The sequence below is a fragment of the Imtechella halotolerans genome (assembly GCF_028743515.2).
In the GTDB taxonomy this organism is placed as follows: domain Bacteria; phylum Bacteroidota; class Bacteroidia; order Flavobacteriales; family Flavobacteriaceae; genus Imtechella; species Imtechella halotolerans.
In genome coordinates, this window is record NZ_CP117969.2 from 827,050 (window position 1) to 846,620 (window position 19,571).

20 protein-coding genes are annotated in these 19,571 nt (G+C 35.5%); 12 read left to right on the forward strand and 8 right to left on the reverse strand.

The window, feature by feature from the left end; all coding sequences use genetic code 11:
• The first annotated feature begins 25 nt into the window (after positions 1–25).
• From PT603_RS03705 to PT603_RS03760, 12 genes are all read left to right on the forward strand, one after another.
• Complete coding sequence (locus PT603_RS03705; protein WP_040488748.1) at positions 26–334, forward strand: helix-turn-helix domain-containing protein; 309 nt, start codon at positions 26–28, stop codon at positions 332–334.
• A complete protein-coding gene (locus PT603_RS03710) occupies positions 334–1,563 on the forward strand; it encodes a type II toxin-antitoxin system HipA family toxin (RefSeq protein WP_008240070.1) in 1,230 nt (409 codons plus the stop codon). The genes PT603_RS03705 and PT603_RS03710 overlap by 1 nt, the downstream gene beginning before the upstream one ends.
• A 204-nt stretch (positions 1,564–1,767) precedes the next feature.
• Positions 1,768–2,205: a hypothetical protein gene (locus PT603_RS03715; RefSeq protein WP_040488749.1), complete on the forward strand. Its 438-nt coding sequence runs from the start codon at positions 1,768–1,770 to the stop codon at positions 2,203–2,205.
• 299 nt (positions 2,206–2,504) lie between these two features.
• Positions 2,505–3,122 (forward strand): hypothetical protein, encoded by a 618-nt coding sequence (locus PT603_RS03720; RefSeq protein WP_008240074.1) that lies wholly within the window; start codon positions 2,505–2,507, stop codon positions 3,120–3,122.
• Between the two features lie 205 nt (positions 3,123–3,327).
• Entirely contained in the window at positions 3,328–3,939 is a 612-nt protein-coding gene (locus tag PT603_RS03725) for a hypothetical protein (protein ID WP_008240076.1), read from the forward strand.
• A gap of 204 nt (positions 3,940–4,143) precedes the next feature.
• Positions 4,144–4,905 carry an RDD family protein gene (locus PT603_RS03730; RefSeq protein WP_008240078.1) on the forward strand — a complete coding sequence of 254 codons (762 nt, stop codon included), beginning with the start codon at positions 4,144–4,146 and terminating at the stop codon, positions 4,903–4,905.
• A gap of 48 nt (positions 4,906–4,953) precedes the next feature.
• Positions 4,954–5,493 (forward strand): STM3941 family protein, encoded by a 540-nt coding sequence (locus tag PT603_RS03735; protein WP_008240080.1) that lies wholly within the window; start codon positions 4,954–4,956, stop codon positions 5,491–5,493.
• A 320-nt stretch (positions 5,494–5,813) separates the two neighbouring features.
• Complete coding sequence (locus PT603_RS03740) at positions 5,814–6,296, forward strand: nuclear transport factor 2 family protein (protein WP_008240082.1); 483 nt, start codon at positions 5,814–5,816, stop codon at positions 6,294–6,296.
• A gap of 577 nt (positions 6,297–6,873) precedes the next feature.
• Complete coding sequence (locus PT603_RS03745; protein WP_008240084.1) at positions 6,874–7,914, forward strand: XAC2610-related protein; 1,041 nt, start codon at positions 6,874–6,876, stop codon at positions 7,912–7,914.
• 22 nt (positions 7,915–7,936) lie between these two features.
• Positions 7,937–8,902 carry a hypothetical protein gene (locus tag PT603_RS03750; RefSeq protein WP_155805652.1) on the forward strand — a complete coding sequence of 322 codons (966 nt, stop codon included), beginning with the start codon at positions 7,937–7,939 and terminating at the stop codon, positions 8,900–8,902.
• A 330-nt stretch (positions 8,903–9,232) separates the two neighbouring features.
• Entirely contained in the window at positions 9,233–9,901 is a 669-nt protein-coding gene (locus PT603_RS03755; RefSeq protein WP_008240088.1) for an ATP-binding cassette domain-containing protein, read from the forward strand.
• Positions 9,902–9,963: 62 nt separating this feature from the next.
• The gene (locus tag PT603_RS03760) at positions 9,964–11,415 is read left to right on the forward strand and encodes a sulfatase family protein (protein ID WP_081483491.1); all 1,452 of its coding nucleotides are present in this window, start codon (positions 9,964–9,966) and stop codon (positions 11,413–11,415) included.
• A 91-nt stretch (positions 11,416–11,506) separates the two neighbouring features.
• Here PT603_RS03760 and PT603_RS03765 read toward each other — a convergent pair whose 3' ends face one another.
• From PT603_RS03765 to PT603_RS03800, 8 genes are all read right to left on the reverse strand, one after another.
• Positions 11,507–13,297, reverse strand: coding sequence for a hypothetical protein (locus PT603_RS03765; protein WP_040488751.1), 1,791 nt, complete (start codon positions 13,295–13,297; stop codon positions 11,507–11,509).
• On the reverse strand, positions 13,294–13,530 hold the full coding sequence (locus PT603_RS03770; RefSeq protein WP_040488752.1) for a cytochrome C oxidase subunit IV family protein: 237 nt from the start codon (positions 13,528–13,530) through the stop codon (positions 13,294–13,296). The genes PT603_RS03765 and PT603_RS03770 overlap by 4 nt, the downstream gene beginning before the upstream one ends.
• Positions 13,531–13,532: 2 nt before the next feature.
• On the reverse strand, positions 13,533–14,111 hold the full coding sequence (locus PT603_RS03775) for a cytochrome c oxidase subunit 3 (protein ID WP_008240099.1): 579 nt from the start codon (positions 14,109–14,111) through the stop codon (positions 13,533–13,535).
• Positions 14,102–15,067: a DUF438 domain-containing protein gene (locus PT603_RS03780; protein WP_008240101.1), complete on the reverse strand. Its 966-nt coding sequence runs from the start codon at positions 15,065–15,067 to the stop codon at positions 14,102–14,104. The genes PT603_RS03775 and PT603_RS03780 overlap by 10 nt, the downstream gene beginning before the upstream one ends.
• A gap of 4 nt (positions 15,068–15,071) precedes the next feature.
• Complete coding sequence (locus PT603_RS03785) at positions 15,072–16,832, reverse strand: nitric oxide reductase activation protein NorD (RefSeq protein ID WP_008240103.1); 1,761 nt, start codon at positions 16,830–16,832, stop codon at positions 15,072–15,074.
• Positions 16,833–16,837: 5 nt separating this feature from the next.
• On the reverse strand, positions 16,838–17,623 hold the full coding sequence (locus PT603_RS03790) for a CbbQ/NirQ/NorQ/GpvN family protein (RefSeq protein WP_008240105.1): 786 nt from the start codon (positions 17,621–17,623) through the stop codon (positions 16,838–16,840).
• A 66-nt stretch (positions 17,624–17,689) separates the two neighbouring features.
• Positions 17,690–19,030 carry a cbb3-type cytochrome c oxidase subunit I gene (locus tag PT603_RS03795; RefSeq protein ID WP_008240107.1) on the reverse strand — a complete coding sequence of 447 codons (1,341 nt, stop codon included), beginning with the start codon at positions 19,028–19,030 and terminating at the stop codon, positions 17,690–17,692.
• A gap of 8 nt (positions 19,031–19,038) precedes the next feature.
• Positions 19,039–19,482 carry a c-type cytochrome gene (locus PT603_RS03800; protein WP_008240108.1) on the reverse strand — a complete coding sequence of 148 codons (444 nt, stop codon included), beginning with the start codon at positions 19,480–19,482 and terminating at the stop codon, positions 19,039–19,041.
• Positions 19,483–19,571 lie beyond the last annotated feature (89 nt).

Genomic DNA, 19,571 nt, shown 5'->3' on the forward strand with positions numbered 1-19,571 from the left:
ATTATATTTGTATATAATTATCATTATGGTATTACTTATTACATCGTCAAGAGCTCAGATAAAAATAGCTCAAAACATGAGAGATTTACGTCTTGAAAAAGGTCTTACTCAAGAGGGATTGTCTAAGCGTTCGGGTGTTAGTTTGTCTTCATTGCGAAAGTTTGAGCAAAAAGGTGTTATCTCGCTTGAATCTTTTTTAAAGCTAGCCATGGTATTGGGAAATTTAGAAAGGTTTGTTGAGGCATCAAAACCTTCAGGAAATAATTTCACATCCATAGATGATGTCTTGAATAAGAAAGAAAACAAAAGACCCGAAAGAGGTTGGCGCAAATGATGAAGTACGCATCAATAAACGAATTAAAAGTGGGACTGAACTTTGATGGGGATATCATACCTGTGGGACGTTTGGCGCTAAGAGATTATCGAATATATTTTGAATACGATCAAAATTTCATTGGTCGTGGTTTGGAAATATCTCCTTTAAAACTTCCCTTGGAGGCAGGTTTGCAGGTTTTTGATTACCGTCCTTTTGAGGGTTTACCTGGTGTTTTTAATGACAGCCTTCCGGATGGTTGGGGTCGATTACTTTTTGATCGATACGTTAGAAGTCTACATTTATTACCGCAAGAATTTACTCCTCTAGACCGTTTAACACATATTGGTAGTACTGGACTCGGTGCTTTGGTATATGAACCCGATCATAGTGAAGTAAATAAGCAAATAGAGGAGATTAATCTGGATCTATTATCCCAACAAACACAAGAGATATTAGATGGAGATGCGGAAGACGTTCTAAAAGTGCTTATCAATCTGAATGGGTCCTCTGCTGGTGCGCGTCCCAAAGCGCTTATAGGTTTTAATAAAGTAATGAATCGTATTATTTCAGGAAAACATAATCTTCCAGAAAATTATGAGCATTGGATAGTGAAATTCGCAAACAGTTCAGATGGTGTTGATGCAGGAGCTATTGAGTATGTTTATGCGCTTATGGCTAAAGAGGCTGGGGTAGAAATGATGCCGGTCAATTTGTTTGAAGCCTCAAAAGGTGCGGGATATTTTGCAACAAAGCGTTTTGATCGGATTGGTAATCAACGGTTTCATATGCATACGGCTAGTGGTCTTTTGCATTCAGATTTTAGAGCCCCGTCATTGGATTACGTAGATTTAATTACCCTGACTGGGATTTTAACTAAAGATATACGAGAAGTTGAAAAAATGTATCGTCTTGCTGTATTCAATGTTCTTTCACATAATCGTGATGATCATAGTAAGAATTTCTCATTTCTTATGGATGCTGAAGGTATCTGGAAGCTTTCTCCTGCTTACGATTTGACATTTTCTTCAGGTCCAAGAGGTCAGCAAAGTACTATGGTTATGGGAGAGGGGCAATTTCCGACTATAGATCATTTAGTAAAATTAGGTATAGAAGCTCATTTAAAACGCGATAAAATTGATGCTGTTATCCAGCAGACTAAAAATGCGCTTAATCAATGGGAAATCTTAGCAACAAATCATGGGGTAACCAAAGCCAATATCAAGCTTATAAAATCCAGAATATGCTAGTAAATACTATAAAATTCTCAAAAATAGTATAGACATTTTAATAGGAAGTAGTAGTTTCAAGATTATTATTGATGTTCAGCCAATGGAAAGATTTTATAGTTTAGTTTGTATTTGCTATATTAGATATCTACTCTGATAACCATTAGTAGTTGACGAGCTGTGGTTCGTTTGAATGGAATTTATTCAGTTAATATACTTTATGCTATGACGACTAAAATGGTGAAGATATTTCTACGATTAGCTCTATCCGCAGGTTTTTTATCTGCAGTCGCAGATCGATTTGGTATTTGGAGCAAAGAAGTATCGGTATGGGGTAATTGGGATAGTTTTTTAAATTATACACAAGTGATTAACCCTTGGTTTCCTGATTCTTTAATTCCATTAGTTGGAGGTGTTGTTACCTTTGCAGAAGTTATTTTTGCAATATGCTTAATCCTTGGATTTAGGACTGAACTATTTGCCAAATTAAGTGGATGGCTACTCTTAATTTTTGCATTATCTATGACCTTTTCTACAGGAATTAAGGGAGTGTTTGACTTTTCAGTATTTGCTTGTTCTGCAAGTGCATTTGCATTAAGTCTTATGAAAGATAAATATTTAGAAATCGACACCCTGATAAGTATATCAAAAACAAGACAATAACCCCGTAATTTGTTGTCATGATCTAGTCATTAATTTTGATGCATTCTTTTTTTACAGACCAGATTAAATTTTAGGTCAAGTTTCTTTTCATTTTCTTGTACTATCAGTGAAGACTACAAATTTTCAATAAGAAAATGTTGTACAGATATTTATCTATATTTTTTATTATTTATGCTTTAATTTTTCTTGTTTAAATCGTAGGAATTTTATTATTTTAGTCCGAATAAACTAAGACATCCATAAAGGCATTTTATGATGTGTTGGTAGAAATATAATCAACTAAATATAATCAACCAAAAATGAGAATTTGTAAAATTGCCCTTTTATTTGTAACGGTGGTAACACTTAGTAGTTGTGCTTCAAGTTATAAAATGATTAATCCAGCCTCTCTTTCGTATAATTCCGCAAATGAAAGTAACGGCGTTTTATTTGAATATAAATATGGTTTGCTAGAAAAGAAATACCAGAAAAAGGAATTAAAAAAAGGAGTGAGGTTGGTTGCAATTAAAATAACCAATAATTCAGGAAGAGATCTAACATTCGGTGGAGATGCAAAATTAGCATTTGGAAATGCTTCTGAAATTCAGGTATTAGATAATGAAAGGGTATTTAAAACCTTAAAACAAAGTGCGGCATCGTATTTATGGTATTTATTATTAACGCCTGTATCCTTCCAATCTACCACAGCAGACTCCTATGGCGAAAAAGAGACAAATTCAACTCCTATTGGTTTAGTAATAGGGCCCGGATTAACAGCTTCGAATATGATTACCGTTGCTATTTCTAATAAAAATTTTAAGCAAGAATTATTAGAGTATAATATTAACGGTACCGTTATAAAGGACGGTGAGACTAAATATGGTTTAATTGGAATTCAGACTGAAAATTTCGATGCTTTAAAATTAATTATTGATTAATAATTAAAATACATCCATGATGATGATGGTACTCGTGATAAGAGTCGGAGGGTATTCCTATTAATGAGACATTGGGATGTTTTAATTCATAATTGATTGGCAAGTTGGTTGAAGTTAAGGACATCCCTAATACTAATTGGAAACATATTTGTAGTCGAGGGTTTTTGAATCTAAAATAAAGTTTATAATAAATCAAACATATAAAATGAGAGCCTATTTTTTTCTTTGTATTACATTTTTTTCATTATCTTCAGCTATGGCACAGTTGAATCCATTTTTGCCTGCCAAAGCGGTTTTAAAGACTGGAGATACGTTAAATAACATTGTAGGAAAGTATAAAGCAAATAAGACGTTTGTTTATAAATCAGATTCAGATAAAAAGGCTATAAAAATTGATTTTTCCAAACTGGAATCGGTTCAAATTACAAATTCAAAGGGTATCATAGACACATCCTACTTTTTTAAACGAAAGGATCAAAATACCTATGTTAAGGTAGCCTTGTTGATGAAAGGAAAAAAATTGGAAGTATATGGTATTCATGGAGTTAATTCTGGATCTGGTGTTGGTATTGGAATGGGATTTTCAATTGGAATACCAATTCCTTATACAACATATTATATTCGAAAGACAGGGGAAAATGATATCACATATATGGGAACCTATGGTACAATCAGGGGGTTATTTAAGGTTAAGGTGTATGAATATTTTTCAGATTGTGAATTATTGATTCAAAAACTAAAGGAAAAGGAGCTAAGATTACGTGATGGTTTAGTACAAATAGCTGAATATTATGAAAATCATTGTGTGAATGATTAAGTAGTTTTTAATGTGTCTTAGTAAGGGAATGAGTACTATTTCTAAAAAGTCACCAATAATTTTAATTTGATTGGAAGGCAATTTTATATTCTTCTAAGTTTTAGGTAGAAATGGCTGATTTTCCAATAGGTTTATGTACTGTAGAAAATCTGAACTATATTGTTTTGATTAAGTTTAATTTTAACATAACCAAAATGTTAAGAAATGACGGAAATTAAAGAATCTCAGTATCATTTATCAAGTAGAAAAAGACGAATAATTGCCTTCTTAATTGACCATTTTATAGTCACATTTTTAATGGTGGTAGCAGTTTTTTTGATGCTAGGTCCAAATTTTATGGATACCGATAATGTGGGCAATTTGACTTCTAAAATAGGTCCAACCGTGCTACTTGGATTTCTTGTGTACTTTGCCAAGGATTCCATAAAAGGGATCAGTCCAGGGAAGTGGATTATGGGAATTATGGTTCGTGATGAGCATAATTTAGATCAAGTCCCATCCATAGGTACATTGTTAATTCGGAACTTATTCCTACTAATTTGGCCAATAGAATGTATTGTTCTGGTCTTTAGTAAGGAAAAGAAAAGACTGGGGGATAGAATTGGAAAAACAGTGGTTGTTAAAAACCCAGTTAGGTCTTCTTTATATCTAAGGATTTCTGTCTTAGCAGTAATGGGAATTTCCTATTTCTTTTTCATCTTTTTATTTGTGGGTAACACTGTAAAAAATTCTGAAGTCTACAAACTAGCCATTTCAGAAATTGAAGTAAACGAGGAAATACAAATTGAAACTGGTGGTATAAAGGGGTATGGTATGATTCCTAAAGGAACTGTGCGAATTACAGATCACGTTGGAGAAGCTAATTTAAGCATTAAGGTGCTTGGAAATCAAAAGGATTTGGATGTCGGAGTTTACTTAAGAAAAGAGCCTAACGAAAATTGGAGATTAATAGAATTGAATAAATAAATAAATTCAATTAATACAGATTGTAACACCAGTAAAATTAGATAACCAATGAGTTCAATTGATCAAATTGAAATTCCATTTAGTAAAACAAAAATGGTGCTTACTTTACTAGGCTCCTTGGTTTTTATTGGTCTTGGTCTTTGGTTTGTAATAGACCCACCAGCGAGCAATCATAGAGTTTTTGGCAACCCAACACGTGTTTTTACTGTTGGTCTTGTTTCCATGCTATTTTTTGGATTGGTATGCGTGGTTGTTATTCGTAAGTTAGTAGATAATAGACCTGGTTTAATCATTCATAGGCAAGGTATCGTTGATAATTCTAGTGGCGTGTCTGCTGGTTTAATCCCTTGGGGTGACATTGAAGATATAGAAATATCACAGGTGATGAACCAGAAGTTTATAATGATTATTGTGAATAATCCTGAGTTCTATTTGAACAAGGTGAATAATCCTTTGAAAAAAAATGCCATAAAAATGAATTATTTATCCTATGGCTCTCCAATTAGTATTTCTTCAAATTCTTTACAAACCAATTTTAATGATTTATTGAGTTTGTTAACCAAAAAAATGGCAGAGTTTAAATCTTAAAATAGGTAAGGATTCATGAAGCGGAATACTTGATTTAATAGTATTCCGAATAATTGTCGAATTCATTTATGCTATTTCCTTAAAAGATATCTTTCGATTCTTGAATACATCATTTTAAATGAGTAATTTAGTATGGTACCTAGTTGGTATTCAATTCATTGAATGCTAAGCGTATGAAGCATACTGTTTTTTTATACAGCCTATATTTGCCCCCGTCTCTTTTTATTGAACCTTCTACTTCATAACCTTTTTGGGTGTTTAGTGTACCGCAGATGTACTAATTAAAGGATTTCATATACCGATTATTAATAGTCACTACAATGAAAATAGAAGGAAAACTATTCATCTTAGTTACTGTATTGTATGTAGCTTTTTCGTGTACCCCTAGTATTGATACTGAGATGGAACAATCAAAGGTGGTGGATGCTGTGCATACATTGTACACCTCCTTTGAGGAGAAAAATATGACGCTGATGTCTGAAGTGATGGCGCATGATGATAACATGCGCTGTTTTGGAACTGATATATCAGAAGTGCATAGAAGCTGGTCGCAGTGGAAACAAAGTCATATGGCTCAATTTTCCTCATTTGATAAGGCTGAAATCAAGTCCAAAGACCTTGAGGTGTACCTTAGTAAGGCAGGGAATGTTGCCTGGTTTTCGGATATCACCGATTGGACACTTATAATTCAATCAGAACCTATTCAGATGAGTGATATACGCATTACCGGAGTGCTCGAAAAGAGAGACACTGTTTGGAGAATAGTTCAAATTCATGCCTCCGTTCCTCAGCGTTCAAATTGATTCCTAGATTTTAAACGAGTGGCTGTAATAATATGACTGCAATCTTTAGGGTGTTGATTTTAGGCAACCTGAAATAATTGAATACTTGACTATCATTTTGATGGACTACTCTCTGATTTTACCCTTTTAAAAGTTTGAACAAATAGGTCAACAAAGGTACAGACAAAGAACCTCTTTATGGTTGTTATCTAATTAGAAAAATAGTGAATTTCAGACTCCTATTGAACAATTGGAGCAGTCATCAAATAGGAGTAATATTGTGATTTGATGCTAACATTTTTTTAAAGGATACTATTGGGAGTAAGTACAACATTTAACTTTCAATTTAGACTACTTTTTTAGCATTCTCTTAATATATGTTTCCGTCAAGTTCACCCTATTTTAAAGTACTTTTGTTATATACTTACTTGGGTATGTGTTTTATTACCATTCATATGAATTAGACGTAAAAGTTGAATTGAAATATCCCTTGTGTCTTAGCTGAATGGGCTGTAATTTTTATAGGTAATTTTTGACATACTAAAAAAGTAAGGTGTAGTAATAAGATTCATTGATTTTAAGGAAGAAATAGGAGTATATGAATAAATTAGTTGGGCTTTTGATTGGGCTCATTTCAGTAGTAGGCTTTAGTCAAACAACCTTTGAAATCAAAGGATTTTCTGAAAAGTATGAGGGTGTTCTTACCCTTGTCGATGGTTATGAAGAAGAAGTTTTTAAAAAGGGAGTAATTGCCATTTTTGACAGTAAATCTCAAAAAAAGCTCTTTGAAATTGAGTCAGAAGAATTGACTTTTGATCTGGATAATGACAATTCCGTTAGAACTAATGTGGTTGAATTGCCTTATGGTGAACAAAGTATACTTATTTGTCAGGATTTTAATTTTGATGGTATAAAGGACTTAGCGGTTATGGATGGCCAATTCAGTTGTTATCACGGTCCATCCTTCCAAGTATATTTGGATATTGATAATAAATTAATTCATAGTCCTGAATTCACCCGCCTTGCTCAGGAATATTGTGGTATGTTTTCGGTAGATTATGATACTAAAACCATTCATACCATGACTAAAAGTGGGTGTTGCTGGCATCAGTTTTCAAGTTTTAAGGTGGTAGATAATAAACCAACACCCATATTGGTAGTAGATGAAAATGCCATGGATTTTCCCTTTCATACTACTACCATAACAAGGTGGGAGGATGCGAAAAAGATTGAAACCATTGAGAAAACTATCGATTTGGAGTATGAAGGGATACGTCAAGTACTATCCTTTACCTTACTTAAAAGTCAAAAGAAAGTGGTTGTATATGCTTTAAATGGCCAGGTTTTGAACTATGTGCTTATACGTCCTGATTCAACGGTTGAGTTTTCATATCCTAGTACTTTTGCATATGAAAGTCCAGACTTTATCATTAACGCCATGGAAGATACCTTAGGTTTTAAAAATGAAGAGGCTACTTATAAGATTTATGAAGTACGTAGACAAGGGAAGGTTGAGAAGATTGGAATACAGGTTCTAATTAACGGAAAAGCATACGATCTGAAAGGAGATGTAGGTTCATTAAGTGGCTCTTTAAAAGGTGTGAAACAAGTGAATTTGCATAATGTTGTTTATCAATAACGTTTAAAACGTAACCATAATTATGATGAGAATTGTATTACTTTCATGCATGGTTTTTTTAACCATTGGTTGTAAAAATCAAAATACCAAACAAGAAGTTTCCTCTCCTGTTGAATTTGAAAAGAAGGACGAAATAACAGGTAATTATGTGTCCGAAGGATACCATAAAAAGGAGGAAGGTTATGACTGGGTAGCAATTACTATCACTGAAGTAGCAAATGAGTCCATCTCCGTTCGAATTCGTTCCAGGGCGGATAAAAAGAAACCTACCTGTTTATTTGATACTATTGCCTATAAGTTGGACCAACAAAGGTATAGAACAACTGTAAATGGTAAGAATGTTATTTTCCAATTTACGGATAAGACAATTACCATTGAGTCAGAAAGTAAGGAAGATGAAGGTGTTTTATATTTCTATTGCTCAGCTGGGGCCTCCATTGCTGGAACCTATACTAAAATAGAGGAAGAATTGGATGAAAATCAAATTGACAAAACTCAGTTTTCTAAAGTATTGAATCTACAAAATGTAGGATTTCATGTTTCATCAATTGTAAAAGAGGGTACACAGCTACTAGAAGTTGTTACTTTCGGTCTTCCTAATGAGTATAATGAAACCTTTGATCTGGAAAATCAAGTAGTATTTGATGCAGAAGTGGAGGATTTGAATTCTGATGGTTCACCAGAACTTGTAGTTTATACCAAGGAAAATAATGTACTTCAGAAGGGACATATCTATGCATTTTCTGTGAATAATATGAAATCCATGAGTCAAGTGTATTTTCCGATAACTCAAGACAATTCAGCCGTTAATCACGGCTACAATGGTCATGATGAGTTCACACTTGTGGAAACCAACCTTGTTCAACGTTTTCCGATTTTCAAGGAAAACATTCAAACAGGTAAAATGCGACAAGTTATATATAAGCTTCAAAACGGAGCTGATATGAGACGATTTGTGGTGGTTAAAGCAGAAGAGTATGATAAATAGGGGAGATTAAATCCTTATATTAGGACTTATATTCGTTTAAACAAACGTAATGAATACAAGAGCTTTGTTCAAATACTATACAGATAGTACTGTTTTTAATTTCTTCTTTTGTGTACTGATAGCCCTTTTGTTGGTGTCTTTTGGAGTGTCATTATGTTTTCGACCTTGGGAATTCTAATTGGTTACCTAGGCTATGAAACCTTTAGAAGAAATGAATATTATGCATATTATAATCTTGGATTTACAAAAAAATCACTTCTTCTAAAAGTGTGTATAATCAATATGGTATTGGCTTGTATCGGTTTGTTAGTGTTTCAAATTTTCAACTAAATGGATACACTCTTGCTTACGAATATCCATAAATCTTTTGACAAAAGAATTCTATTACAAAATGTTGAATTTGAGTGTAAGGTTGGGCAAATTATAGGTGTTTTAGGTCGCAATGGATGTGGCAAATCCACGCTATTAAAGATGATTTTTGGAACCGAAAAGGCAGATACAATAGGTATTAAAATAAATTCAAAGGTATACACTCCTAAAGAAATTATCCCTTCCAGAAGAATTGGCTATCTGCCCCAAGTCACATTTTTACCAAAAGATATAATGGTAAGAGATATTATTTCAGTGTTTTTTCCAAACGGTGAATTACAGGACCTCATTTTTTATGCACCAAAGGTTTCCAGTTTTGAAACCACTAAAGTGGGTAACCTTTCTTTAGGACAATTACGCTATTTAGAACTCCTATTAATGGGAAATCTTCCCCATACTTTTCTTTTGCTGGATGAACCATTTTCAATGATTGAGCCTCTTTATAAGGAGGTGATAAAAGAATTCCTTATAGAGCTTAAGAATTCAAAAGGGATCATATTGACAGATCATTACTATAATGATGTACTTGAAATTACTACTAAAAACTATGTGATTACAGATGCTCAAATAGTCCCAATTCTTGATAAAGCGGACTTGGTTTTTTATGATTATTTGAGGTCATATGAATAAAACTTAATTTGCTATGTGTATTTTAGTTGTGTTGAAATTCCTTAAGTAGTCGTATTAATTATATGAAGTTGACTTTTTTTAAAGTATCAGGTATCACGATTTTATCGTTATTGATGTTAGCTAGTAATAGCCCGAAACCAGATGTAGATACAAGACCTAATGTTATTCTATTCTATTTGGATGATAGTGGATATGGGGATTTTGCACATAATGGGAACCCTACCATTAAAACTCCGAACATTACCAAACTTAAGGAAAGCGGTGTGAATTTTACCCAGTTTTATGTTACTTCTCCAGCCTGTACAGCGTCCCGCTATTCTTTGTTAACTGGACGTTATCCCGGGCGTTCTGGCTTGGGATCTTGGGTAATAGGACCTAATGATAAGAAGTATATGCATCCCAAGGAAATAACACTGGCTGAGGGGCTTAAATCAGTAGGGTATAAAACAGCTTTGTTTGGGAAATGGCACCTTGGGTCCCCAAATGAAAAAAATCAGTTTTCTAAAGAGACACTTCCTTTAGCTCATGGTTTTGATCAGTGGATAGGAACCAATGTATCTCATGATTATGATAGTGCCATGCTTATTAAAAGTAATCCACTCGGTAATACACCAATAGCAGGCTATGAAATATTAGAAAAGGATTTGCCATCTAATATCAAAGCTTCTGAATCCCTAACTGGTCTTTGCGCGAAAGCGACTATGGATTTCATAAGGGACAATAAAAGGAATCCATTCTTTGCCTACGTGGCCTTTAATATGCCACATTTGGGACTATTTGTGAGTGACGATTTTAAGGGTCGTTCTCGTCATGGTATATTAGGAGATGTCATGGAGGAACTGGATGCTGCTGTGGGAGCCATTATGAATACGTTGGAAGAAGTCGGTGTGAAAGAAAATACGATTGTCATTTTTGCCTCCGATAATGGGCCTTGGATAAAATTTAGCAATCAATCGGAGACTAAATACGGTGATACCCGATTACAGGTTGGGTATGCAACACCTTTTAGAGACGGGAAAGGGTCCACCTGGGAGGGAGGGCATCGCGTACCTGGGATTATTAGCTGGCCTGCTAAAATAAAAGGAAACCGAAATGAGCAAACACCAGTAAGTACACTGGATATAGTTCCTACTATCTTTAAAATTGCCGGTGTTCCATTGCCCACCAATAGAACTATTGATGGGAGGGATATTACGCCCCTTCTAATGCCAAGGCCTAATAGCGATACATTGGAAGAATTTAATTTCTTATATTCCTATATGGATAATAAGCCTTCTGCCATTAGACAAGGAGCTTGGAAACTTCATGTACGTATCGGTTCTCAAACGGAAAATGATTATGGTTTTACCGCATCACGGGAAACCCCATTATTGTTTCAGGTGGAGCATGATCTAGGAGAACGTATTAATGTGGCCGCTACTTATTCTGAAAAGGTTCGTCAAATGATGGCTGACTTAGAACGATTTGAAGTTCAACTCAAAAAGGAAGGTACTTTCTGGGATACAGAAAATTAGCATTTCCTATAGACCAAAGATGCAATGAACTTTAAATGACCTCCAAAAAGAGTAGTGTTTTTTGGAGGTCATTTTTATTCTACTAGTTCAACTATGAAATACGATATAGCTGTTGTTCTAATTCTTGTAATTTTTTCTTATTTCTGTCTCTATCCGATTGAAAATAGCCATCGGAAAGTAAGAGTTTATAATAGTAGGCGATAGCACTGCTAAGATTTTCTTTAAACAAATTCCATTTCTTGATTTGTTGGTCTGTTATATCATGAGTTTGCTTCATTTGATCTTTTAAGTAAAGAATATATAACTCCAGTTCTTTTAAATACATATTGGGTCTAGAAGGAGCTATGGGTATGGAATTTTCGCCATAGATATGTTGTACCATTTCAGAGAGCTTTACCTCTTCTTGGAAATACGCCATATTTGGTCCCGGACATACCACCACTCCTTGCTGCTGCCCTTTAATAGGGATTCCTAACTCTATATGGGAAGCATTAGCCAGTCCTACACAAAGGCATGATTTATCTGTAATTTCCTTATAAGCCTTGGTATAGGCTTGCGTTGTTAACTGCTCTTTTTTTGATTCTAATTCTTCTATTTTTTTGTCTTGGTATTTTTTTGAAGCCGTGCAACTCCCTTCCTTTTTGTATTCTTTACTGAGTGCTAGGTATTTCTTTGGACAGGAACTACCGGCTCTACCTTCTTTAATTCTGGTATTTTTATAAAAATCATTAGTGGTCCCCCTAAGGGTATTGAAAGGGACTCCTAAAGGTGAAATAGCACTTAGGTATAAATCCTTTTCTGTTGCTCCTGCTATAAGTGCTCTAGTAGCCTTATCAACAGAGGTAGCCTCTGGCACCAACAGAAATGGAGATCCCCAACCAACGGCATCTACCTTATAATAATCTAACAAAAAATGATGTTCTTGGGCCGTACCAACACCTCCTTGAACGGTTACTCTTACAACTGGTATTTGTTCAGGAATGGTTTTATTTTTCACTTCTAACGCCTTTTTAAGAAGAGAATATGAGGTATCAATTAGGGTTTCCTTTTTAGTCTTAAACTCTTCAAGTATGGGACCAAGTAGCATTCCATCGGTTGCAAAAGCATGACCCCCACAATTTAAGCCTGATTCAATTCGGTATTCGGATACCCAAAGTCCCTTTTTAGCTAAAAAGTTCCCTTGTATCATTGCGGATCGGAAATCACTGACCTTTACTATAATTTTCTTTTTAAATTGCCCTTTAACATCCGGATAAAAGTCTTCAAAAGTCTCCATATAACTGTACAATCGTGGATTCATTCCAGCCGAGAATACTACTGAGGAACGAGTGGTACTATTAGCAAATCCTCTTAAGGCAGCATGGGCATCATTGTAGATTACAGGTAGTTGCTCTCCATTAGAAAAATTGTCCTTATCAATTTTAGTCATGATATTTACATCAATGCTTCCGGGATTTAAATACTCATCTAGTAATGATGTGAGTTCTTGAAGGTTTAATTTGTTGATTTTGAATAGTTCACTTAATTTTATTTTAAGTTCTGATTGAGAGGGTAGAAGATGCATAAATTGCTCTAAGGAACTTCTCTTTTCAATAAGTTCAGATTTGAACTTTAAAAATTTTTCAGAGACTACTTTATCCAATAGATTCAAATAGTTTGTAATCCGTTTGGCTCTAAAATCTTCTACTTTTTGGGTGATTTCTTTGTAAGGTTGTTTAAATTTTTCTGAATAGAAAGCATTCATTCTTTCAATTAAATCGTCATCCATAATGGAAATTACGGAGTCAATTCCATAGTGTGCCACTCGCAAAGGACTGTCTATTGTAAAGGCCAGTCCCATAACTGGGATATGGAAGGTGTGTAGGGGTTTAGTATATGTCATGTTGTAAATAGTATCAAAATAGATAATCCCATAAGGGTTCCGAATAGTAGAATTGAAAATTTCCAGAAAGTATGTGCCTTTTTTAATTCCATAAATTGGAAGGCTACTAACCAAAACTTAACGATAGCAGTTAGTATAACGGCAACAATGAGTACTTTATTGGATGCTATTATGGCAGTAAGAGTGGTTAGTACTAAAAGAATGAGATAGCTTATAGTTGTTTGATTTCGCATTTTTAAAATAATAAGTATAATATTGGAAAAAGTAGTAACCATATTAAATCGCACATGTGCCAGAAAGCTGCCCCAGCCTCTAAATCTTCAAAATTGTAATTCACCCTTTTTCTTTGTATACCTTTACGAAGGAATAGCAGTATGACCAGACCTACCAGTACATGAATCCAATGAAACCCTGTGAGTAACCAGTAGAACATGAAAAATGAATTGTAATCCATGGTAAGTCCAGCCTCAATTTTGTCATAGTATTCTATCGCTTTTAGAATTATAAATCCAAATCCTGTAAGTATTGAAAAATTGATGAATTTTAGGGTTAGCTGGGTGTTTTTTCTTTTGAATGCCGTGATGCTCTGGGCCATAAAATAACCACTGGTCAATAATAACAAAGTATTGATAGTGGCTAGTGTTTTATTTAAATGCGCAGCACTTTCACTAAAGAGCGCTCGCTGCTGAACGCCATAGTACGCCAAGGCTATTATTGCCATTCCAAAGGTTAGTAATTCCAGGTAAATAACTATCCAGATGAGTAGTCCTCCAGGTGGATAAAAAAAGGATCTTTCCGTTTGCTTTAGTTCCATTCTAATAATCTTCGTTCTCCTTCTATATTTTTAATATCGGTAATGTCTTGTGACATTTCAACGACTCCTTTGTATTTTCTGTCTGCATCACGCACGGCAAAATAACGTATGTATATAAGTCTTCCTTTATAGGTTATCCAGAAAGATGCCTCGTCCTTTTTACCGCTTTTAAAAGTCTCCAATATCTGTAGTACGGTATCCACACTTTTTGGAGGGTGGCAAAAGCGAACTTCACGACCTATGATACCCGCACTTCGAGGAAACACTCGTTCCTCCCCACGATTGTAAAAAATGACTTTGTCATGTTCATCCACAAAAGTAAGATCAATGGGTAGGGTCTTAAAGAGTAAGTTCACCTGCTCAATACTCATATAACCCTGATCATATAATTGAGCTCCTTCAGAAAATGAAACATCGCTTCTTAGCTGTGTATCCATAGAAGGATGAATGTATTCCTGGGTGTTTGGATAGGGTAAAGGGGGTGAATTTAACATCCATCCAATTTCTTCTTCTCCCTTTCGCATCTGTATCCAATCTTCATTGGATAGTATTTCCATCGCATTGGGAAAAAGTACACTTTCTTCTACATTCAATAGGCGATGTATATTTTGCTTTAATAGCTCCAAGTTTTGCAGTGTGGATGTGTAATCTCCCTCTTCCACGTTTTTTCTAACGATCCTGAGCATCTCTCGCAGTGTATCATGAAAGGACCACATGTTTCTAGAGGGGCCAGTCCAACCCTTTTCTTCTAAAAAGGGAAAGAGTTGATTTTCTTTGCGTTCAAATCGCCTTTCTATGGTGCCTAGTTGATTGAAAATATTATAGAATTTCTGATATTCCTTTGCAGGATCAGTGGCACTTATTTCTTCTAAAAGCTGATGAATGAACTCGGTTTCTTTTAGATATGTATGTATAGGATGCCCATGTTGTAATTCAGGCTGTATGGTATTTTTCATTGGCTTATTGATATTTTATTCGTTTGTATAGTTTTACAAGGGATTGTACTAATTCTTCGGGTGACGTTAGGATTTGATAGTGATTTTGACCAAACATCTGTGGCAAATAATATTTAGCCTGGGCTTCTATAGCCAGCGCATAGGAGTTTATTTTGCGCTGGTTTAATTCACGCAAGGCTTGTTTTATGTCTTGTATTCCATGTTGACCTTCGTATCTATCATAATCATTTGGCTTACCATCTGAGAGTAGAATGATCCATTTGTTTTTAGCTTCCGTCTGATCAAGTCTAGCCCCTGCATGACGAAGGGCCGGTCCAATTCGAGTATAGCCATTTGGTTCAGCCGTTCCAATTCTGGATTTTGCTGTGTTCCAATGATGAGTAAAATCCTTGAAAGTGGTATAGGTGGTAAAGTTTCTGGTTTTTGAATAAAAACCATCTATGGCGAATTGTATATCAAACTCATGAAATAGTTCCCCGAATAATATGGAAACTTCCTTTTCGACATCTATTACTCTGTTTCCTCCGGCATAGCTATCACTGGATAAGCTGTTGTCTAGTAAGAGTAAAATGGCAATGTCCTTATTTTTTTTGCGCTTAGAAAGGTAGATACGTTCATCAGGAGATTTTCCAGAATGTAGATCAGCATATAGGTCTGTTAAGGCATCTAAATCAAATTCATCACCCTGAAGTTGACGTCTTTGAAATTGTAATTTATTGTTGATACTGGTAATTATTTTTCTTAGTCCTATTAAGGTTGTCCTATGTTTGGTAATTGTTTTTTGATAATAGACAGGGTCCGATTTTAGTTGAGTGCGTGGGTATACTTTACAGAAATTCAGCTGATACCTTCTTTTCTTGTAATCCCATTCATCGTATTTTAAATGAAAGCCTTTTTGATCTACTTCTGCGCTTTGGGCAATGGTTGTGTTTTCTACAAAATCAGCCTGGTACACAGAATGGGCTGGATCATCCACTCGAACAGTAAACCGCATATTCATTTCTTCAAGGGCGTCCTTGTGATCATTTAAAACATCCTTTCCATCAAAATCACGCCAATTGCCGTTAAATTCTTCTGCGGTTTCAATCTTTTCAAAATTGTGCAGCAATACATAATCTTCTTGTTGCTTTTTATCAATAGTTAAGGATTCTATTTCTTCGACCGCTCTTGCCTTTAGGGTTGTTTGAATGTCCTGTGCTTTGGAAGCTGTTTTTGCATTTAGTTCACTTAAAATATCGGGTTCAGTGGTGAAATATGAATTGGTCATCCATTTTCCAAAAAGCCAAAAGGTGTTGTCTTGTTCTTTAGGGGTTCTTGGACTGAGATCCTGGAGTGCCAACTTGTACCACAATTCCATAGAAGGGTATTGTGCGAATAACAACCGTAGTACCTCCTTAGAGGTTTCTCTGGCTTTGGATTGGGATAATTCTTCAATGGTTTCCATATCCTGCCAGTTTAGGTCTAATTCCTTTTGACAGCTTAGATAAGCGATTCTAAAAAAGTAAAATGTTACGTTTCTTTCTTTATTTTCAAACAAGGCTACACTGATGGGTAAAAAGAAATTGTTGTCTTTATATCCTCCTTCACGTTCTGCAGGGAATATCTCAATGGGGTGACCTGTAAGGGCACGGGCCATTAAGGTAAGTCTTGGTTTCATGTCTTCCAAAAAGACGGATCTTGCCAATACCTCCTTATTGTTTTCTTTACGTTTTTTGAGATACTTTACTACCTTTCCAAACACATACTCATCTAGCTCTAAGCCCATTTTTTCTAAATCATTAAATCACACAAATCTTTTAGTGCTTGAATAGTGTCAGGTTCGTCTGTTAATGGTTCAACCACTGCAATATGTACTGCCAGTCGTTTAGGGAGACCATCTTGGATTAATTTTGCTGCATCTACAAGTAGCCGTGTAGAAACTGTTTCAGCTAATCCTAGTTCTGTAAGGTTCCTGATTTTATTTCCAATAGCTACCAATTTTTGAGCAATTTCCTGGCTGCATTCGGATTCTGTTGACACAATTTCTGTCTCTATTTTTGCTGCAGGATAATCAAAAGAAAGTGCTATAAAACGCTGCCTTGTGGATGGTTTTAATTCTTTAAATCCTTTTTGATATCCAGGGTTAAAGGAAGCTACTAATTGAAAATTTGGAGCTGCTTTGATGGTTTCTCCTAGTTTATCAATAAATAATTCTCTTCGGTGATCCGTTAAGGCGTGTATGGCTACAATAACATCTGGTCGTGCCTCTGCAATTTCATCCAGGTATAGTATATACCCATTTTTTACTGCAATGGTTAGTGGTCCGTCTATCCAGATTGTTTCAGCCCCCTTGATAATAAAACGTCCGATTAAATCCGTGGCGGATGTTTCCTCATGACAGCTCACAGTAATTAGATTAGTATTAATTCTATGTGCCATATGTTCCACAAACCTTGATTTTCCAGAACCAGTGGGTCCTTTTAATAGTAAGGGAAGTTTAAGCTTGTTGGCATGGATAAAGACATCCATTTCCGAACCAATAGCTTTGTAAAATATTGTATTTTCTGCTACCTCCATATTTTATGAATAAATACCGAAATCAATAGTATAACTAGTGATCTCGGTATATGAACAGTTAGTTAATTAATGTGTGTTCACTTTTAGTGCTTCATCACTGGGTTTTCCATATTTGAAAAACTCATAGATATATAATCCAATACCTGTAGCAAAGAGTGAAGCGCAAAGAAGAAGAACCACAAAATGAACTTCAATTTCACTCTGTACTTCCATAAACTCCATTTTGAACTTTCGTTCCAGATACACTTGAGCTACACCAGCCACACCAAAAGCTACAGTCATTCCAAGCATACCTACGTTGGAAAGCCAAAATGCGGCATGGGCCAGTTTACTATCAAAGCGTTTTCGACCTGTAATATTAGGCATGGCATAACTGATAATGGCCAAAACAATCATCGCGTAGGCTCCCCAAAATGCGTAGTGACCATGCATGGCTGTTACCAGCGTCCCATGTGTATAAATATTGGTTTGTGGCAGGGTATGTGCAAAACCTAGCAAGCCCGCACCTATAAAAGAAACGATTGAAGCTCCGATGGTCCAGAAAAGGGCGACTTTATTAGGATGTGATTTTTCACCTTTACGGTACATGTATACAGCGAATAAAGCCATGGCCAAAAATGCCAATGGTTCCAGAGCGGAGAATATTCCTCCTACAATCAACCATATTTTATTAACTCCAATATAATAGTAGTGGTGTCCTGTACCTAATAACCCAGATAAGAAGGTTAGTCCAATAATAACATACAGCCATTTCTCGATTACTTCACGATCTACACCCGTAAGTTTAATTAGTAGGTAGGACAGGATACCTCCCATTATTAATTCCCATACTCCTTCAACCCACAGATGGACTACCCACCAACGGAAAAAGGAATCTGTTACTTGACTGTCAAACCAAATCATACCAGGAAGGTATAACAGGGCTGCAAAAACCAATCCCATAGTGAGTACTAGGGCTGTTGTTGTTCGGCGTTTTCCTTTAAAAAGAGTCGCCAGTATGAGTCCAAGGAACAATAGTACATTGACAACCACTAGGTAGTCGAGTTCACGTGGTATTTCCAGAAACTTACGTCCTTCCCAATAATTAAAGTGATATCCAACAATGGCCACCACACCTACAAGGGCTAAAGAAATTAGTTGCACATAAGCAAGTTTTACATTTACAAGCTCTCGTTGGGCCTCTTCAGGAATGATGTAGTAGGCGGCGCCCATGAAGCCTGTTAATAGCCAAACCACTAACAGGTTTGTATGTACGGCTCTGGCGGTGTTAAATGGTATAATATCATGTAAGCCATCCATTCCTATACGGGCAAAGCCCATAATAAATCCATAAACTATTTGAAGGGTGAATAGAAGCATACATAGACCAAAAAACCAGTATGCCACCTTTTGAGATTTATATTTCATCTGTATTACTAATTATCGTTATTGTTATCTTTTGCCAATGGAGAAACGACCCTGTCAAATCCATTTAAATCAATATTACCTATCCATTTGAAATAGGCAACCATTGCCTCAGCATCTTCAGGGCTCATGCCATAAGCAACCATTTGTCGGTCATTTGGTGCCCAGGGAACAGGGGATTGGAGGATTGCCTTAATATAGCCTTCTCCTCTACGTTCTACTACTTTTGTGAGTTCTGGGGCATAATAACCGCCTTCACCTAAAATGGTATGGCATCCCATACAATTATTAGATTCCCACAATTCTTTACCTCTCACGACTTTCTGGTCAATAGCGTCGTGATTAGTCTGATCATTTTTAGGCATAAAGGAGTATACAGTTAAGCCAATAAAGAGTAAAAAGGTGACCACTGTCCCGCCTAAAAAGAATGTTCTGGCTTGTGATTTCGATAACATAAATTAAATAAGGATAAATTTGTCTTTTATTTTGATTTAGCAAAGAAACCATAAATCAGAGTAGGGGCTTATGATTGGAATCATAAAAC

Bases quoted from the DNA above. Each gene is read 5' to 3' on its own strand.
- PT603_RS03790 (WP_008240105.1), bottom strand. From the start codon at position 17,623: ATGGAGGTAGCAGAAAATACAATATTTTACAAAGCTATTGGTTCGGAA.
- PT603_RS03735 (WP_008240080.1), top strand. From the start codon at position 4,954: ATGAGTTCAATTGATCAAATTGAAATTCCATTTAGTAAAACAAAAATG.
- PT603_RS03800 (WP_008240108.1), bottom strand. From the start codon at position 19,482: ATGTTATCGAAATCACAAGCCAGAACATTCTTTTTAGGCGGGACAGTG.
- PT603_RS03710 (WP_008240070.1), top strand. From the start codon at position 334: ATGAAGTACGCATCAATAAACGAATTAAAAGTGGGACTGAACTTTGAT.
- PT603_RS03785 (WP_008240103.1), bottom strand. From the start codon at position 16,832: ATGGGCTTAGAGCTAGATGAGTATGTGTTTGGAAAGGTAGTAAAGTAT.
- PT603_RS03760 (WP_081483491.1), top strand. From the start codon at position 9,964: ATGAAGTTGACTTTTTTTAAAGTATCAGGTATCACGATTTTATCGTTA.
- PT603_RS03730 (WP_008240078.1), top strand. From the start codon at position 4,144: ATGACGGAAATTAAAGAATCTCAGTATCATTTATCAAGTAGAAAAAGA.
- PT603_RS03720 (WP_008240074.1), top strand. From the start codon at position 2,505: ATGAGAATTTGTAAAATTGCCCTTTTATTTGTAACGGTGGTAACACTT.
- PT603_RS03715 (WP_040488749.1), top strand. From the start codon at position 1,768: ATGACGACTAAAATGGTGAAGATATTTCTACGATTAGCTCTATCCGCA.
- PT603_RS03755 (WP_008240088.1), top strand. From the start codon at position 9,233: ATGGATACACTCTTGCTTACGAATATCCATAAATCTTTTGACAAAAGA.
- PT603_RS03745 (WP_008240084.1), top strand. From the start codon at position 6,874: ATGAATAAATTAGTTGGGCTTTTGATTGGGCTCATTTCAGTAGTAGGC.
- PT603_RS03705 (WP_040488748.1), top strand. From the start codon at position 26: ATGGTATTACTTATTACATCGTCAAGAGCTCAGATAAAAATAGCTCAA.
- PT603_RS03770 (WP_040488752.1), bottom strand. From the start codon at position 13,530: ATGCGAAATCAAACAACTATAAGCTATCTCATTCTTTTAGTACTAACC.
- PT603_RS03725 (WP_008240076.1), top strand. From the start codon at position 3,328: ATGAGAGCCTATTTTTTTCTTTGTATTACATTTTTTTCATTATCTTCA.
- PT603_RS03795 (WP_008240107.1), bottom strand. From the start codon at position 19,030: ATGAAATATAAATCTCAAAAGGTGGCATACTGGTTTTTTGGTCTATGT.
- PT603_RS03775 (WP_008240099.1), bottom strand. From the start codon at position 14,111: ATGGAACTAAAGCAAACGGAAAGATCCTTTTTTTATCCACCTGGAGGA.
- PT603_RS03765 (WP_040488751.1), bottom strand. From the start codon at position 13,297: ATGACATATACTAAACCCCTACACACCTTCCATATCCCAGTTATGGGA.
- PT603_RS03740 (WP_008240082.1), top strand. From the start codon at position 5,814: ATGAAAATAGAAGGAAAACTATTCATCTTAGTTACTGTATTGTATGTA.
- PT603_RS03780 (WP_008240101.1), bottom strand. From the start codon at position 15,067: ATGAAAAATACCATACAGCCTGAATTACAACATGGGCATCCTATACAT.
- PT603_RS03750 (WP_155805652.1), top strand. From the start codon at position 7,937: ATGATGAGAATTGTATTACTTTCATGCATGGTTTTTTTAACCATTGGT.